At 36.4% G+C, this 15,390-nt stretch carries 16 protein-coding genes; 10 read left to right on the top strand and 6 right to left on the bottom strand.

Going from position 1 to position 15,390, the window contains the following annotated elements:
• Nucleotides 1-36: 36 nt before the first annotated feature.
• The 4 genes from atzF to P256_RS02995 all read left to right on the top strand — a co-directional run bounded on the left by atzF (nucleotide 37) and on the right by P256_RS02995 (nucleotide 7,174).
• Nucleotides 37-1,863, top strand: a complete 1,827-nt coding sequence (gene atzF, locus P256_RS03010) for an allophanate hydrolase (RefSeq protein WP_023272212.1) — start codon at nucleotides 37-39, stop codon at nucleotides 1,861-1,863.
• Nucleotides 1,864-1,877: 14 nt separating this feature from the next.
• The gene (uca, locus tag P256_RS03005) at nucleotides 1,878-5,486 is read left to right on the top strand and encodes an urea carboxylase (RefSeq protein WP_023272211.1); all 3,609 of its coding nucleotides are present in this window, start codon (nucleotides 1,878-1,880) and stop codon (nucleotides 5,484-5,486) included.
• Nucleotides 5,483-6,175, top strand: coding sequence for a GntR family transcriptional regulator (locus tag P256_RS03000; RefSeq protein WP_023272210.1), 693 nt, complete (start codon nucleotides 5,483-5,485; stop codon nucleotides 6,173-6,175). The genes uca and P256_RS03000 overlap by 4 nt, the downstream gene beginning before the upstream one ends.
• Before the next feature lie 108 nt (nucleotides 6,176-6,283).
• Nucleotides 6,284-7,174 carry an amino acid ABC transporter substrate-binding protein gene (locus P256_RS02995; RefSeq protein ID WP_023272209.1) on the top strand — a complete coding sequence of 297 codons (891 nt, stop codon included), beginning with the start codon at nucleotides 6,284-6,286 and terminating at the stop codon, nucleotides 7,172-7,174.
• Between the two features lie 47 nt (nucleotides 7,175-7,221).
• Here the strand turns inward: P256_RS02995 and P256_RS02990 are convergent, their stop codons facing one another.
• Nucleotides 7,222-8,151, bottom strand: a complete 930-nt coding sequence (locus P256_RS02990; RefSeq protein ID WP_023272208.1) for a DUF6662 family protein — start codon at nucleotides 8,149-8,151, stop codon at nucleotides 7,222-7,224.
• Nucleotides 8,152-8,275: 124 nt separating this feature from the next.
• Between P256_RS02990 and P256_RS02985 the strand changes: the two genes are divergently transcribed.
• From P256_RS02985 to P256_RS02975, 3 genes are read left to right on the top strand one after another with little or no spacing between them, the layout of a single operon-like run.
• Nucleotides 8,276-8,800 carry an FMN-binding protein gene (locus tag P256_RS02985; protein ID WP_023272207.1) on the top strand — a complete coding sequence of 175 codons (525 nt, stop codon included), beginning with the start codon at nucleotides 8,276-8,278 and terminating at the stop codon, nucleotides 8,798-8,800.
• Entirely contained in the window at nucleotides 8,800-9,639 is an 840-nt protein-coding gene (locus P256_RS02980; RefSeq protein ID WP_023272206.1) for an FAD:protein FMN transferase, read from the top strand. Before P256_RS02985 ends, P256_RS02980 begins: the two co-directional genes overlap by 1 nt.
• 8 nt (nucleotides 9,640-9,647) lie before the next feature.
• Nucleotides 9,648-10,082, top strand: a complete 435-nt coding sequence (locus P256_RS02975) for a DUF4405 domain-containing protein (protein ID WP_023272205.1) — start codon at nucleotides 9,648-9,650, stop codon at nucleotides 10,080-10,082.
• A gap of 22 nt (nucleotides 10,083-10,104) precedes the next feature.
• Here the strand turns inward: P256_RS02975 and P256_RS02970 are convergent, their stop codons facing one another.
• From P256_RS02970 to P256_RS02950, 5 genes are all read right to left on the bottom strand, one after another.
• Nucleotides 10,105-10,902: a thiazole synthase gene (locus P256_RS02970; RefSeq protein WP_023272204.1), complete on the bottom strand. Its 798-nt coding sequence runs from the start codon at nucleotides 10,900-10,902 to the stop codon at nucleotides 10,105-10,107.
• Nucleotides 10,903-10,916: 14 nt separating this feature from the next.
• On the bottom strand, nucleotides 10,917-11,117 hold the full coding sequence (thiS, locus tag P256_RS02965) for a sulfur carrier protein ThiS (RefSeq protein ID WP_023272203.1): 201 nt from the start codon (nucleotides 11,115-11,117) through the stop codon (nucleotides 10,917-10,919).
• A 5-nt stretch (nucleotides 11,118-11,122) separates the two neighbouring features.
• Nucleotides 11,123-11,488, bottom strand: a complete 366-nt coding sequence (locus tag P256_RS02960; protein WP_023272202.1) for a DUF423 domain-containing protein — start codon at nucleotides 11,486-11,488, stop codon at nucleotides 11,123-11,125.
• A gap of 102 nt (nucleotides 11,489-11,590) precedes the next feature.
• On the bottom strand, nucleotides 11,591-12,463 hold the full coding sequence (rpoH, locus tag P256_RS02955) for an RNA polymerase sigma factor RpoH (RefSeq protein ID WP_023272201.1): 873 nt from the start codon (nucleotides 12,461-12,463) through the stop codon (nucleotides 11,591-11,593).
• A 125-nt stretch (nucleotides 12,464-12,588) separates the two neighbouring features.
• On the bottom strand, nucleotides 12,589-12,831 hold the full coding sequence (locus tag P256_RS02950; protein ID WP_023272200.1) for a sulfurtransferase TusA family protein: 243 nt from the start codon (nucleotides 12,829-12,831) through the stop codon (nucleotides 12,589-12,591).
• A 352-nt stretch (nucleotides 12,832-13,183) separates the two neighbouring features.
• Here P256_RS02950 and P256_RS02945 point away from each other — a divergent pair, with 352 nt between their 5' ends.
• The 3 genes from P256_RS02945 to P256_RS02935 all read left to right on the top strand — a co-directional run bounded on the left by P256_RS02945 (nucleotide 13,184) and on the right by P256_RS02935 (nucleotide 15,380).
• The gene (locus tag P256_RS02945) at nucleotides 13,184-13,396 is read left to right on the top strand and encodes a cold-shock protein (protein ID WP_023272199.1); all 213 of its coding nucleotides are present in this window, start codon (nucleotides 13,184-13,186) and stop codon (nucleotides 13,394-13,396) included.
• A 105-nt stretch (nucleotides 13,397-13,501) separates the two neighbouring features.
• The gene (rhlB, locus tag P256_RS02940; RefSeq protein ID WP_023272198.1) at nucleotides 13,502-14,653 is read left to right on the top strand and encodes an ATP-dependent RNA helicase RhlB; all 1,152 of its coding nucleotides are present in this window, start codon (nucleotides 13,502-13,504) and stop codon (nucleotides 14,651-14,653) included.
• A 148-nt stretch (nucleotides 14,654-14,801) separates the two neighbouring features.
• Nucleotides 14,802-15,380, top strand: a complete 579-nt coding sequence (locus P256_RS02935; RefSeq protein ID WP_023272197.1) for a nitroreductase family protein — start codon at nucleotides 14,802-14,804, stop codon at nucleotides 15,378-15,380.
• Nucleotides 15,381-15,390 lie beyond the last annotated feature (10 nt).

Raw genomic sequence — 15,390 nt, 5'->3', positions numbered from 1 at the left:
TAAAAATATAACTTGTATACAAGATAGGATTCAATCATGACATTAGATCAGATTTGCGGATGGACAATCCAAGATTGGCAACATGCCTATAAAAGTAAAGAAATAAAAATAGAAGATTTAATTCAAATTATTCAAAATTTTAATTCAGAAGATACAGCATGGATTTCAATTGCATCGGATGAGCAAATACAAGCTCAGATTCAAGATATTAAAAACTCTGACATAGACGATTCTGAAAATATATACACACATTTTCCGCTGTATGGGATTCCTTTTGCAGTAAAAGATAACATTGATGTAGAAGGTTTTGTATCGACGGCTGCATGTCGTGTACTTAAAGAGGTCGCTTTAGAAGATGCAACTATAGTTAGAGCATTAAAGAAAGCGGGTGCAATTGTTGTGGGAAAAACTAATTTAGACCAGTTTGCAACAGGTTTAGTAGGCACACGGTCTCCTTATGGAGCAGTTCCTAATACCTTTAATAAACAGTATGTAAGTGGTGGCTCAAGTTCGGGGTCGGCAAGCGTCGTTGCAAGAGGAATTGTGCCCTTTGCTTTAGGTACAGATACCGCAGGCTCTGGGCGTGTTCCTGCAGGATTTAATAATATTGTGGGTTTAAAACCTACAAAAGGTCGTTTCTCTAATTTTGGTTTACTACCTGCATGTAAAACTATCGATTGTATTTCTATATTTGCTTTGACTGTCCAAGATGCAGCATACGTTGCAGATTTTATGGAAGCATATGATATGAAGGATAGTTACTCGAGAAACAACCCAAATACAGCACCTGCAAGCTTTTCATCAAATCTAACATTTGCTATTCCTCATATTCTAGAGTTTTTTGGTGATCAATACGCGGAAAAAGCATTTAATACATCTATTGAGACATTAAAATCTTTGGGTGTATCTATTGTTGAAATAGATTTTTCACCTTTTGAAAGGTTGGCAAAACAGCTTTATCAGGGTGCTTGGGTTGCAGAAAGAACAACGGTTGTAGAACACCTTTTAGAAAATGATAAGCATGACTTTGATGCAGTTGTTTTAGAGATTGTTGAAAAAGGGTATGACTATACCGCAGTAGATGCTTACAAAGCGGAGTATTTAAAGCAAGACTTAACCCGTCAGATTCAAAAGGTATTGGCGACAGTAGATGCACTCTTTGTGCCGACTTCACCCACAATTCATACCATTGAGCAGATGAAAAACAATCCGATTGAGTTAAATGCTCAGTTTGGTACATATACCAACTTTACCAATTTGGCAGATTTGAGTGCTTTGGCTTTGCCTTCTCATTTTAGAGAAGATGGTTTACCTTTTGGCATTACTTGTATTGCACCTGCTTGGTATGACACTGCATTGGCAGACTTTGGTATACGTTGGCAGAACCATCTTGCACTTCAACTTGGAGCAACTCGTAAACCCTATGATGTGATCGCAAAGGATTTACCGATTTCTAAACATCATATTCGTGTTGCAGTGGTTGGTGCTCATTTAACAGGAATGCCTTTAAATTTCCAATTAACATCACGTCAAGCTGTACGCCGTGAGGTGACTAAAACAGCTTCAAATTATTCACTTTATGCATTAAATGGCACTGTACCACCAAAACCCGGACTCGCTAGAGATACTGACGGGGGAAGTTCTATTGTTGTCGAACTTTGGGATGTTCCTATTGCGAGATTTGGTGAGTTTGTTGCAGAGGTTCCTACGCCTTTGGGTATTGGAAATGTGGAGCTTGAAGATGGTCGATGGGTAAAAGGATTTATTTGTGAGCCCTACGGCTTAGAAAATGCAGAAAATATTACTCAATTTGGCGGCTGGCGTGCCTATATTCAACACATCAATTCATCACATCGCGCATAAAAAAGGGGTTTCAAATGTTTCATACTGTTCTCGTTGCAAACCGTGGTGAAATTGCTGTTAGAGCAATTCGTACATTAAAAAAATTGGGGATTCGAAGTGTTGCTGTGTATTCAGATACAGATCGTTATGCACAACATGTTTTAGATGCCGATATTGCAATTTCTTTAGAGGGAATAAAACCTTCTGATACTTATTTAAACATTGAAAAACTTATTCATATTGCACATAAAACAGATGCACAAGCAATTTTTCCAGGTTATGGATTTTTATCTGAAAGTGCTGAGTTCTCTCGTGCATGTGAAGAAAATAATATTGCATTTATGGGACCGACAGCACATCAAATTTTAGAGTTTGGATTAAAGCATCGTGCACGTGAGTTGGCTGCCCTTGCCAATGTACCAATGACACCAGGAACAGGGCTATTAAATAGTCTAGATGAAGCAAAGGCATCTGCTGAAGAAATTGGTTATCCAATTATGCTTAAAAGTACAGCAGGAGGTGGGGGAATTGGATTAACACGCTGTGATAATGAACAAGAGCTAATCGATGCCTATGAAAGTGTTAAGCGCTTAGGTGAGCAATTTTTTAAAGATGCTGGTGTATTTTTAGAGCGTTTTATAGATAAAGCAAGACATGTTGAAGTTCAAATTTTTGGAGATGGTCAAGGACAAGTGGTTGCATTTGGAGAGAGGGATTGTTCACTGCAACGCCGTAACCAAAAAATTGTCGAAGAAACGCCAGCTGCAAATTTGCCAGAAGATACGCGTCAGAAACTACATCAAGCAGCGATACAACTTGGTCAGTCTGTAAATTACCGAAGCGCAGGCACTGTAGAGTTTATTTATGATGCCATTCGAGATGAGTTTTACTTTCTAGAGGTAAATACACGGTTGCAAGTTGAGCATCCTGTTACAGAGATGGTGACAGGCTTAGATCTTATTGAATATATGCTTAAAGTCGCTTCTTGTGATGACATTGATTGGGAGTATTTGGCACAGCTTAAACCACAAGGCGCTGCCATTGAAGTACGTATTTATGCAGAAGATCCAGTAAGAAACTTTCAACCGAGTCCGGGTGTACTCACAGAGGTGTATTTTCCAGAAGATGTTCGAGTAGACACTTGGGTAAAAACGGGTACTGAAATCTCTCAATATTTTGATCCAATGATTGCAAAAATTATTGTTCATGGGAAAGAAAGAGCCGAAGCCATTGCAAAACTTAAGCAGACACTTGCAGAAACTCGTCTAAATGGAATCAGTACCAATTTAGATTATGCACGAGAAATTATTTCAGACCATCGTTTTAAAGACATGAGCATATGGACAAGAATGCTCGATAGTTTTGTGTATACACCTAGGGCTATTGAAGTAATTGATGCGGGTACGTTAAGTTCTATACAAGATTATCCAGGACGTGTTGGTTATTGGGATATTGGTGTACCACCTTCCGGACCTATGGATGATTTTGCATTTCGACTTGCCAATCAAATTGTTGGTAATCTAGAAAGTGCGGCAGGTTTTGAGTTTACACTTAAAGGTCCAATACTTAAGTTTCATGCCGATACAGTGATTGCTTTAACAGGTGCTCCTTGTGAAGCAACACTAGATGGACATAAAATTAATTTTTGGCAACCTATTAATATCAAAGCTGGGCAAAGACTTGAATTGGGTTACGTTTCTTCAGGCTGTCGCACGTATTTATCTGTGCGTCATGGTTTAGATGTTCCATTATATTTGGGAAGCCGTTCAACCTTCGCACTTGGAAACTTTGGCGGTCATGCAGGTCGTACACTCCGCATGGGAGATACGATTAAAATGGGACATCCAGAATCGCTCATTCATGGTATGGAGGTAACGTATCAAGCACCTCAAGCAATGTCAGAAATACTTATTCCTGATTATGGTAATGAGTGGCGAATTGGTGTGTTATATGGGCCACATGGTGCGCCAGAATTTTTTAAACAAGAATATATTGAAGAATTTTTTGCATCGGAATGGACCGTTCATTTCAACTCAAATCGTTTAGGTATTCGTTTAACAGGACCAACACCGAGTTGGGCACGAGAAAATGGTGGAGAAGCAGGGCTTCATCCATCGAATGTGCATGACTGTGAGTATGCAATTGGAGCAATTAATTTTACTGGAGATTTTCCTGTGATCTTGGCAAAAGATGGACCAAGCTTAGGAGGATTCGTTTGTCCAGTAACTATTGCAAAAGCAGAACTATGGAAGATTGGACAGTTAAAGGCAGATGATAAAATTTCTTTTTATCCTCTAACGGTAAATCAAGCAAATCAACTTGAAAGAGATCGGTTAGCAGTTATTCAAAATTTCTCAGACAGTCAAGTGGGCTTAAAGGATTGTATTGAGGAAAGTTTGGGAATAACAATATTGGCACAGAAGGAAGCGACATCTGTTTCTCCAAAAGCAATTTATCGTCAGGCAGGAGACAGTTATATATTGCTCGAATACGGAGAAAATGTTCTTGATTTATCACTCCGCTTACGTGTACATCAGCTTATTCAAATGATTCGTGAATCAGATCTTGCTGGTGTATTAGAGTTATCACCTGGGGTTCGATCTCTCCAAATTAAATATGATGGTTTAATCATTTCACAAGCTAAGTTGATTCAGGAACTCATCTCTTTAGAAGATAGAATAGGGGATTTAAGCCAAATTAAAATCCCTTCTCGTATTGTACATTTACCAATGGCATTTGAAGACAGTACCACTTTAGGTGCTGTAGAACGTTATCAAGAAAGTGTGTGTGCAAAAGCACCTTGGTTGCCTAATAATGTAGATTTTATACAGAGAATTAATGGCTTAGAGCATAGGGATCAGGTAAAGGATATTTTATTTGAAGCAAACTATTTAATTCTTGGTTTGGGAGATGTCTATTTGACAGCACCTTGCGCTATGCCTATTGATCCTCGCCATCGTTTACTCAGTTCGAAGTATAATCCTGCACGCACATTTACAGCTGAAGGCACTGTGGGAATAGGTGGAATGTACATGTGTATTTATGGCATGGATTCGCCTGGTGGTTATCAGCTGGTTGGTCGTACTTTACCAATTTGGAATAAATTTAAGAAAAATAAGCAATTTGAAAATAAAGAATGGTTTTTACAGTTTTTTGATCAAATCAAGTTCTTTGAAGTATCTGAAACTGAGTTAAATCAATGGCGTTCCGATTTTGAAAATGGTCTTATACACATTGATATTGAGGAAACAACATTTGATTATGCGGAGTATTGTCAGTTTTTAAAGGATGAAGAAGACAGTATTAATACATTTCAGAAGCAACAAAAAATAGCATTTCATACTGAAGTGGCGCATTGGAAAGATGAGACTGTTTCCTCAAATGAAATCATTCAAGATAGATATATTGCTCAAGACTTTAGTCAATATACAGCAGTGAATGCCTCTATGACGGGAAATATTTGGAAAGTATTGGTTCATGAAGGTCAATATGTGAAGAAGAATGACACTATTGCAATTATTGAAGCAATGAAGATGGAATTGCCAGTATATGCATCGGAAGATGGTCAGATCAAAGCAATTGTTTGTCGTTCAGGTCAGACAGTACATGGTGGAGAGCCACTGATTTATATGGAGTCATCATGAGACAAAAAGAAACGCTTATACAACGCTCAGATAATTTATCTGAGCTTGTCTATCAAAGAATTAAAAATGATATTTTTGATTTTAAATTGATGCCGAGTGAACGTTTTACAGAATCAGAAATTGCTGAAGTGTATAAAGTGAGCAGAACCCCTGTAAGACAAGCGCTTTATCGTTTACAACAAGAGGGTTATGTAGATGTTGGGTTTCGAAGAGGTTGGCAGGTTAGGCCTTTAAATTTTAGATACTACGAAGAATTATATGATGTACGCATAATATTGGAGAGTACAGCAATTGAAACTTTATGTGCTTCTGAAAATGAGTTATCAGTTGAGTTGGAAATTTTAAAAGAAAAATGGTGTATTCAGCCTGAGCACTATCTAAAAGATTTAAAAAAATTGGCACAGCAAGATGAAGAGTTTCACTGTAGTCTAGTACGTGCAGCTGGAAATCAGGAAATGGCACGTATTCACAGAGAGCTAAGTGAAAAAATTAGAATTATACGTAGGCTTGATTTTTCTAAGGATTATCGAGTAGAAGCTACTTATTTTGAGCATCAAAATATTCTACAGCTTATTCTTGAAAAAAATAAAAAAGAAGCTCAGAGTCAACTCATTTTGCATATTAAAAAAAGTCGTGATGAAGTTAAAAAAATTACATTACAAATGTTAGATAACCATCAAATTTTATAAAAATAACATTTTATTTTGAATATATATATTTCTTTAATATATCTATATTATTATATTGCACTTAATTTTATAGCAATAAGCTGTTTTTTATATTTTAAGGGGAAATAAGTGAAAAATACTATTTTAACTAGTATTGTTTTGGCTTTTACTTTGGGGGCAACACAGGTTAATGCTGAAAGCACGTTAGATAGAATTAAAGCATCAGGAAAGATAACAATTGGCTACAGAGAAAATGCAGATCCTATTTCCTATTCTATAGATGGAAAGCCTGTCGGATATGCAATAGATGTTTGTCATAATGTTGCAGACGAAATTAAGAAAACACTTCAAATGCCTAACTTAAATGTTGAATATAAAGTTGAACATCCAATGACACGTATTCCAGATTTAATAACAGGTAATATTGACTTAGAATGTGGAACAACAACACATATTATACAACGTGATGAAATAGTTGACTTTTCAACTGCTTATTTTGTAACGGATGTCGGTGTGGCTGTGAAAAAGAAATCACATATAAATAAGTTAGATGATTTGATAGGCAGACCTGTAGTTTTAACTAAAGGTACAACATCTGAAAAATATATGATGTCATTAAAACGTACAGATGTTCTAAATTTTAAGAATCTCTATGGTGCAGATAATAAAGAATCATTTGATTCCCTATCTTCAGATAGAGTTGTAGGTTGGGCCATGGATGAAAACACATTGGTTACATTTATTGCAAAATCGCAGAATCCTACAGATTATAAAATACTTGATGGTGGGCTTTCAAAAGAGCCATATAGTATAATGATGGCGAAAAATAGCCCTAAATTAAAAGCAATCGCTGATCAAGTCATTACTCATATGTGGAATTCAGGTGAGATGGGTAAGCTTTATCAAAAGTGGTTTCAATCGCCAATTAAGCCAAGCAATATTAATTTAAATGTTCCACCAAGCGCATCATTTAAAGCACTTGAAAAGCAGCCAACAGATAAGGGTATCGATTTACCATAAACTAGTCCTAGCATAAGAATTTTTACTTCTTATGCTAGGTCGCTGTATTAACCGAATGGGAAACCAAATTTTAAGACAAATTGATTTTTACCATGGTTATCAGATACTTTGTCATAGCCAGTGCGTACTGAGCAGTCAGCTGTACCATCAGCATAACATTTACCTTCTAGCTGATAACGCCAAGTAGCTGTTGCCCACCATTTTTCACTTGCATAATGTACGGTTGGACCAAGAAAATGAGCCGTCTGAGTGTGTGTGTTCCAGAAGTAGCCATCGTGGTCGGTATGATATCGCCCTTCAATACCTGCAGACCAATTTGGTGCGAAACGGTAACTCGCACCGTAGAGAATATCACCCATTGAATTACGAATTGTACCTGCATCATCGTATTTTTCTTTTTCAGGTTCATATAGGAAGTTAAGGGTAAGAATCAGACGGTCATCTAAGAAGTTTGATTGTAAAAGTAATCGCATTTCAAGAGAATCTTCTAGTTGGCCTAAAGTGGGCTCAAGATATAAACCAACACCAACAGGAGAAGTAACAGGGTTTAATATACGCCAAATTAGCTCTAAAGAGCCGCCATCAATTTTGAATTTATTATAAGAATCATTGTCATGAGCACTTGTAGGTACACCGAAGCCCGCTGTGCATGGCTCACTATCCGTATGACCGTCGCACATGTCTGAATTGAGGTAGTTTTTCTTTGCTTGAATAGAGTAAGCATTTAAATAACCAGCAACTTGAAGATCATCTGTTAGACCATATTCAATTTCCGATCGATACAGGCCTAGATTATATGTACCTGTTCTTTGACCATGTGTTACATCGAAGCGTTGTTCAAATTCGAAAGTCCCCTTAGGTTGCGTATCAAGTGTATACGCAAATCCGAATAAACTTTCACCTGCATGAGATACTTGCCCCATACCAAGTGCCAAACATAGAGACAATATTGTTTTTTTTACAGAATGCATGTGCATTAATTGTTGCTCTTTCGTTAAACTAAAATATAATGATTATCACTTTTCCTTAAATTATTATTAAATTTAAGAAATATTTAAGATGAAATGATAAAAATAAAGCCTCGAAAAATAGGGGATTATTATGAAGTGGACATCTGTTGTGGGTGCAACATTACTCGTTACACCACTTGTTTCGCATGCAACAACATATTTAACAACTGAACAGGCAAAACAAGTTATTTTTCCTCATCAGACGCTGATCCAACACAATATTCAGCTAACAAAAGACCAAGAAAAGAAATTAAAAGAACTATCAGGTATTACTTACCCATTGAAAACTGATCAAATTTTTAAAACGAAAGAGGGTGATTGGTTGATCATTGATCAGGTGTTGGGGAAGCACGAAATGATTACTTATGCAGTAGGTATTAAAGCGAATGGTTCAATTAAGCAAATTGAAATTATGGAATATACCGAAACTTATGGTGCTCAAGTGAGAAATGCTTCTTGGCGCGATCAATTTGTTGGTAAAACATCTAACTCTGCAATTACTCTAGGTAAAGATATTCAAAATATTAGTGGAGCTACATTATCTTCTAAGCATATTACAGATGGTGTGCATCGTATTATGGGCTTGTATGCAATGGAGCTAAAATCATTAAAGTAATGCGTTCTAAGCCACTTTTAGGTACGTTTGTTGAGATTCTAGTAGATATAGATCATTCTGCCCATATAAATGAAGCATCTGTGAATCAGGCAATTAATAATGCTTATCAAATTATTGAAGATGTTCAAAAGATGATGAGTTTTCATGATGCAAAAAGTGAACTTAGTTTATTAAATGCTACTGCTTATCGAAAAAAGGTTGAGGTACATCCATGGTTGTATCAGGTTTTATGCCGTGCGCAAAAAATATATAAATTATCTCAAGGGTTATTCGATTGTACCGTTGCATCAAGGCTTATTCAATTTGAGTATTTACCATCTCATACTCAAAATATAAAAACTGTTATAGCGCAGTCAGCTGTTCAGCTATTAGCAAACAATCAAGTACGTTTTTTGCAACCCATCATGGTTGATTTAGGAGGTATTGCAAAAGGATTTGCAGTAGATTTAGCAATACATTATTTAAAAAAATGTGGTATTCAACAGGCAGTTGTTAATGCAGGGGGAGACTTGAGAGTTTTGGGAACAGTTGCTGAAAAAATATATGTCAGGAATCCAAAGCAGCCTGTAAAAACTAAGTTTATCGGTGAGTTATCTAATGGTGCTATAGCAACATCTGCCAGCTACTTTACTGAAAAAGAGTATAAGGAAAAGAAAGTTTCTCATCTTATTCATCCTTTAACAGGTAGGGCGATTGTAGAAAATATGAGTTTTAGTGTTATTGCATCAAGGGCTTGGCTAGCTGATGCATTAACGAAAGTTGTGGCCGTAAGTTTAGATACTAATCATCCTTGTTTGGCGAGGTTTGGCGCACATGCAATACTTATTGAATCATTTTAGGATCTCTTGTGAAAGTTTCTATTCGACTTCCAAAAATTCAACAAACATCTTTATATGTAGTATGGACAATATTAAGCATTACAGGGTTATATTTTGCTTATACACAAGACTGGAAAATGTATGATCCATCTGTATGGACAACATATACATTAAAATTACATGGAATTTGTGCAAGCTTAATGCTTATTCTTATAGGTACGCTTATTCCTATACATATACAGCTTTCCTTGGAAGTAAAACGAAATATCAAATCTGGTATTCCAATGCTTGTGACAATGTTATTACTGGCGTTTAGTGGTGTAGCACTGTACTACAGCGGTGAAGCATGGATGGCAACTGCCAAAATGGTACATATATGGATTGGTATACTTGTTATTATTATTCTGCCTGTTCATATCTTTCTTGGGCGTAAGCGTAAAAAGATAAAAAAAGAGAGTTTCTAAACTCTCTTTTTCATATTAAGCTTTATTTAAAGAAGTAACCTGTTTCAGGTGAGCTGGCATTTGCCATACGTTTTCTTGCCATACGACCTGCTAAATAAGCTTCACGACCTGCCTCAACAGCTTTTTTCATAGCAGATGCCATTAAAATTGGATGTTGTGCTTGAGCAATTGCTGTATTCATAAGAACACCATCGCAACCTAATTCCATTGCAATTGCAGCATCACTTGCTGTACCTACGCCAGCATCAACGAGTACTGGAACTTTTGTATTTTCTTTAATAATGGAAATTGTATGCGGATTTAAAATTCCTAAGCCTGAGCCAATTAAACTACCAAGAGGCATAATTGCAACACATCCCATACTTTCAAGCTCTTGAGCGACAATAGGGTCATCAGATGTATATACCATGACTTCAAAGCCATCATCAATAAGAGTTTGTGCTGCTTTTAGAGTATGCGTAATATTTGGATAAAGTGTTTTCTCATCACCGAGCACTTCAAGCTTTATAAGATTATGACCATCTAAAAGCTCACGTGCGAGCATACAGGTGCGGATTGCTGTTTCAGCATCGAAGCAGCCTGCTGTATTGGGAAGGATTGTGTATTTTTCAGGAGGAATAACAGAAAGTAAGTTGGGCTGATTCGGATCTTGTCCAATATTCACTCGACGTATTGCGACAGTCACAATTTCAGCACCACTTGCTTGAATAGCTAAGTTAGTTTCTTGAAGATCTTTATATTTACCTGTACCAACCAAAAGACGAGAGTTAAAAGTACGAGAGCCGATTTGAAGGGATGTATCTTGAAATGGATTTTGCATGAATAGACCTTTAGTTAACCACCACCAACTGCTTGAATGATCTCAATTTTATCTTGAGCATGAATTGTAAAGCATTCTAGTTTAGATTTGGGAATGATCTGTTCATTTACTTCTATAGCGAAGCGTTTATTTTCTAAGTTTAGTGTATGAACTAAGTCCTTCAGAGTTTTACATGAAATTTCAGTCAATTCACCATTTAAAAAAATTTCTTTCATGTTATTTATCCTTTAAATTTAATTGCATTCCATGCCAATAAAAGCCAACCTGCAATCATAAATAATCCCCCAATTGGCGTAATTGCACCTAATATACGTGGAAAACCAAAGCTCATTATATAAAGAGACCCACAAAAAAAGACAATGCCAATTTGAAGGAGTATGAAACTTGTTTTTATAGGAAATATTGGAACGGCTTTAACTAAAATACCTAAAGCAAGTAGGCCTATTGCATGGTAAAAAAAGTATTCTGTAGAGGTATGCCACCATGTGAGTTGCTCAGCAGTTGCTCGTGCTTTTAAGCCATGTGCACCAAATGCACCAAGTATGACTGCAAGTGCTAAATTTATTGCGGCAATTGCTAACCACATTATAGTCATCCTTTCATATTCATAATGAATGATTATAGCCTAGTTTAGACATATCTTGGGCATAAAAAAGACTATCAAAAAGATAGTCTAAATATAGAGAAATTAGTTTGAAGACATAGCAACTTTAATTTTTTCCATTGCATTTTTTTCAAGTTGGCGAATACGTTCAGCCGAGACATTATACTCAGATGCAAGTTCGTGTAACGTCGATTTATCATCATCTAACCAACGTCGTTGTAAAATATTTCTAGAGCGGTCATCTAGTTGCCCCATAGCACTATGAAGTGCTGAAGTGCTTTGTTCTTCCCAGTCCTCATTTTCAACTAAACGAGCAGGATCGTAACGATTATCTTCTAAATATAATGAGGGAGAGTAAGATTGAGCTGAACTGTCGTCGTCATCATCATTTTGAGTTTCAAATGCAGCATCATATGCCGTGAGACGACCTTCCATTTCTAAAACTTGCTCAGGCGTTACATTGAGGTCTTTTGCAATAGACTGTGCTTCTTCTAGCGTGAGCTTTTTACTTGATTTTTTTAGACTACGTAAGTTAAAAAATAATTTTCGCTGCGCTTTGGTTGTTGCAATTTTAACAATACGCCAATTGCGTATTACATACTCGTGTATTTCAGCTTTAATCCAATGCACTGCAAAAGATACTAAACGAACTCCCATGTTTGGGTCGAAACGTTTTACTGCTTTCATAAGCCCAAGGTTTCCTTCTTGAATAAGGTCTCCTTGAGGTAAGCCATAGCCTGCATATGTACGTGCAATGTGTACGACAAAACGTAGATGAGACATCACAAGCATTTTTGCAGCATCTAAATCTTGGTCGTAAAAATAACGATCTGCTAACTCTTTTTCTTGGTCGGCAGAGAGTATAGGAATTTGATTGACAGTACTTATGTATGCACCCAGATTTACGCCTGGTGCAGACAATGACAGGGGCATCAGTTGATTGCTGCTGTCAGTCATGAATGCTCCTTATTAGGATAGTCGTACCAATATTAATAATGATAAAGCGCTTTCTTTATAGAATTAAGACGAAAAGGGTAGAAAAATGTAAAAAAATATACATTCATGTTTAAAATAAAACCAAACTATGCATTTTTCTCGACCATATAGCAATATTCATTTTCAGATGGCTGTGTGACATGACATGTAAGATGATGTATTTCACAATATCTTAAAATATCAATTTCGCTATGAGGATCTGATGCTCGAACACAAATCGTTTGCTGAGGAGAAGTGCTTTTCAGAGCACGTTTAAGCATAAGTAGTGGCATGGGGCATGGTTTGCCCATTGCATCTACAGTAAAAATAGAAGATTGAGTCTGATTCATATAACACAATATGAATGTTAATAAGTTCAAATCTATACTATCAAAAAAGATAAAATTACAAAAGACTAAAAATAAATGGATATCAATATGTTGTTAGATATTTTAATATTTATTGAAAATAATGTACCAATTAAAGTAGAAGCGTGTTACTCTCGAAAAAGTATTTAGGGGCTGTGGTACGAACTCGTATTTAGGAACCTAATACAATTTTGGATGTAACCGGGATTTTGTTGATAGTTTTACAGAATGATTACAAGCTTAGAAATTATAAATTTTTTTAAACCTTGTTTTGTTTACTCTGCTGTTCGCAACACCGGGTGGTCCTTTTTTCAATATAACTGAGGATTGACTTATGACAGTACGTGAACAAGGCGTAGTTAAGTGGTTTAATGACACAAAAGGTTTTGGTTTTATTCAACGTACAGGTGGTGATGATGTATTTGTTCACTTCCGTGCTATTCAAGGCGATGGCCACCGTTCTTTACGTGACGGCCAACGTGTTGAATTCAGCGTTGTTCAAGGTCAAAAAGGTTTTCAGGCTGAAGAAGTTCAACCTTTAGACTAATTATATTTGGCGAATAGCTAAATATAGCGCCCCAATTGTTATCTAATTGGGGCGTTTTTGTTATAATAAGGCTCTGTTTTTTGCCGACTTAGGGATTAATGCATAATGTCATCTGGTTTTGAAACCTTAAATTTACACCCACAGTTACAACAAGCGATTCATGCGCTTGGTTTTAAATCTATGACACCCATTCAGGAAAAGGTTTTAAAGTTTACACTAGCAGGTCATGATGCCATTGGTCGAGCACAAACAGGAACAGGGAAAACTGCAGCATTTTTAATTAGTATTATTAATGATTTATTAAATAATCCAATTACAGAAAAAAGATATCGAGGTGAGCCTCGTGCACTAATTTTAGCGCCAACGAGAGAGCTTGCCTTACAAATTGAACAAGATGCCAAAGACTTGGTTAAGTTTAGTGGCTTAAATGTCATGACACTGCTAGGCGGTGTAGATTTTGATAAACAACGTAAGCAGTTAGATGCAAATCCAATTGATATTTTAGTTGCGACACCGGGTAGATTGATTGATTTTGCAGAGCAAAAAGAAATTTGGTTAGATCAGGTTGAGTTTCTAGTCATTGATGAAGCTGATAGATTATTAGACATGGGCTTCATTCCAAGTGTGAAAAAAATTGTACGTTTTTCACCGCGTAAGGAACAAAGACAAACGCTTATGTTCTCAGCAACATTTAGTTATGATGTGCTGAATTTAGCAAGACAATGGTTGTTTGAGCCTGTAACTGTTGAAATTGAACCTGAAAAGAAAACAAATGCAGATGTAGAGCAACGAATGTATGTTGTTGCAATTGAAGACAAATACAAGTTGTTACAAGATATTTTGAAAAATGAACCAATTGGGAAAGTGGTTATTTTTGCAAATAGAAGAGATCAAGTAAGAACAGTGTATGATCAACTCAAAAAAGATAAATATAAGGTTGTGATGCTGTCTGGTGAAATAGCACAAGACAAACGCCTTAAAATGTTAGACCAATTTAAAAATGGACAACATAATATTATGATTGCGACTGATGTTGCTGGTCGTGGTATTCATGTAGATGGTGTATCACATGTTGTAAATTATACTTTACCTGAACATTCAGATGATTATGTACATCGTATTGGGCGTACTGGTCGTGCAGGAACAACTGGTGTAAGTATTAGCTTCCTTTCTGAAGAAGATGCGTTTTATTTATCCGATATTGAAAAAGCAATTGGTCAAAAACTACCGTTAACGCGCCTAGAAGGCTATTGCTAATATTAAAAAAGCTCAGAATTTTCTGAGCTTTTTATTTTAAATACAATAATTTATATTAATATGTTTTTTCTTGCGAATGAGAGTGGAGTATGTTTTTAAGAGTGTGCTACTCTAAAATAATCAACTAAATTTTCCAAGATTCATTATTATGTCATCATCAATTGAAGTAATACACGACAATATTCACGACCGTCAATCTATTGGGCAGCTTGTTACACCTGCACCAAATGCACAGCAATTAGAGTTAGCATTTCAGGCTGCTTTAGCTGCACCAGATCATCACCGTTTAAAGCCAACTCGTTTTGTAATTGTTGAAGATGAGCAGCGTACAAAGTTTGGCGAGCTATTATCGCAGTCTATGGGCGATTTTGATGGAATTGACCCTGTTCAAGTAGAGCGTGTTAAGAACCATCCTTTTCGTGCACCGACACTAGTACTTGCTTTAACGGAACTGGTTGATCATCCTAAAGTGCCACATTATGAACAGATTCTAAGCACTGGCGCAGCAGTACAAAACTTTTTACTCTCATTACAAGCACAGGGTTTCTCAACAATTTGGCGTACTGGTGCAGTTGTAGAGTCGAGCACACTTAAAAAAGCTTTAGGTTTGCAGGAAAGAGATTTAATCTCTGCAATTATTTATATTGGAACTACAGATAAGAAAATTGCACCACGTGCGGAAATTGATACAACATTGTATGTATCCAAATGGAATTTGAGTGAATAGAGAAGTATGT

The sequence above is a fragment of the Acinetobacter nectaris CIP 110549 genome (assembly GCF_000488215.1).
Lineage (GTDB): Bacteria > Pseudomonadota > Gammaproteobacteria > Pseudomonadales > Moraxellaceae > Acinetobacter > Acinetobacter nectaris.
This window is presented reverse-complemented; position numbering and strand designations above follow the sequence as displayed.

Coding starts and splice junctions, on each gene's coding strand:
- rhlB (WP_023272198.1), top strand. CDS start 13,502: ATGTCATCTGGTTTTGAAACCTTAAATTTACACCCACAGTTACAACAA.
- P256_RS02960 (WP_023272202.1), bottom strand. CDS start 11,488: ATGTGGTTAGCAATTGCCGCAATAAATTTAGCACTTGCAGTCATACTT.
- P256_RS02935 (WP_023272197.1), top strand. CDS start 14,802: ATGTCATCATCAATTGAAGTAATACACGACAATATTCACGACCGTCAA.
- rpoH (WP_023272201.1), bottom strand. CDS start 12,463: ATGACTGACAGCAGCAATCAACTGATGCCCCTGTCATTGTCTGCACCA.
- P256_RS02945 (WP_023272199.1), top strand. CDS start 13,184: ATGACAGTACGTGAACAAGGCGTAGTTAAGTGGTTTAATGACACAAAA.
- P256_RS02950 (WP_023272200.1), bottom strand. CDS start 12,831: ATGAATCAGACTCAATCTTCTATTTTTACTGTAGATGCAATGGGCAAA.
- thiS (WP_023272203.1), bottom strand. CDS start 11,117: ATGAAAGAAATTTTTTTAAATGGTGAATTGACTGAAATTTCATGTAAA.
- P256_RS02980 (WP_023272206.1), top strand. CDS start 8,800: ATGCGTTCTAAGCCACTTTTAGGTACGTTTGTTGAGATTCTAGTAGAT.
- uca (WP_023272211.1), top strand. CDS start 1,878: ATGTTTCATACTGTTCTCGTTGCAAACCGTGGTGAAATTGCTGTTAGA.
- P256_RS02970 (WP_023272204.1), bottom strand. CDS start 10,902: ATGCAAAATCCATTTCAAGATACATCCCTTCAAATCGGCTCTCGTACT.
- P256_RS03000 (WP_023272210.1), top strand. CDS start 5,483: ATGAGACAAAAAGAAACGCTTATACAACGCTCAGATAATTTATCTGAG.
- P256_RS02985 (WP_023272207.1), top strand. CDS start 8,276: ATGAAGTGGACATCTGTTGTGGGTGCAACATTACTCGTTACACCACTT.
- atzF (WP_023272212.1), top strand. CDS start 37: ATGACATTAGATCAGATTTGCGGATGGACAATCCAAGATTGGCAACAT.
- P256_RS02990 (WP_023272208.1), bottom strand. CDS start 8,151: ATGCACATGCATTCTGTAAAAAAAACAATATTGTCTCTATGTTTGGCA.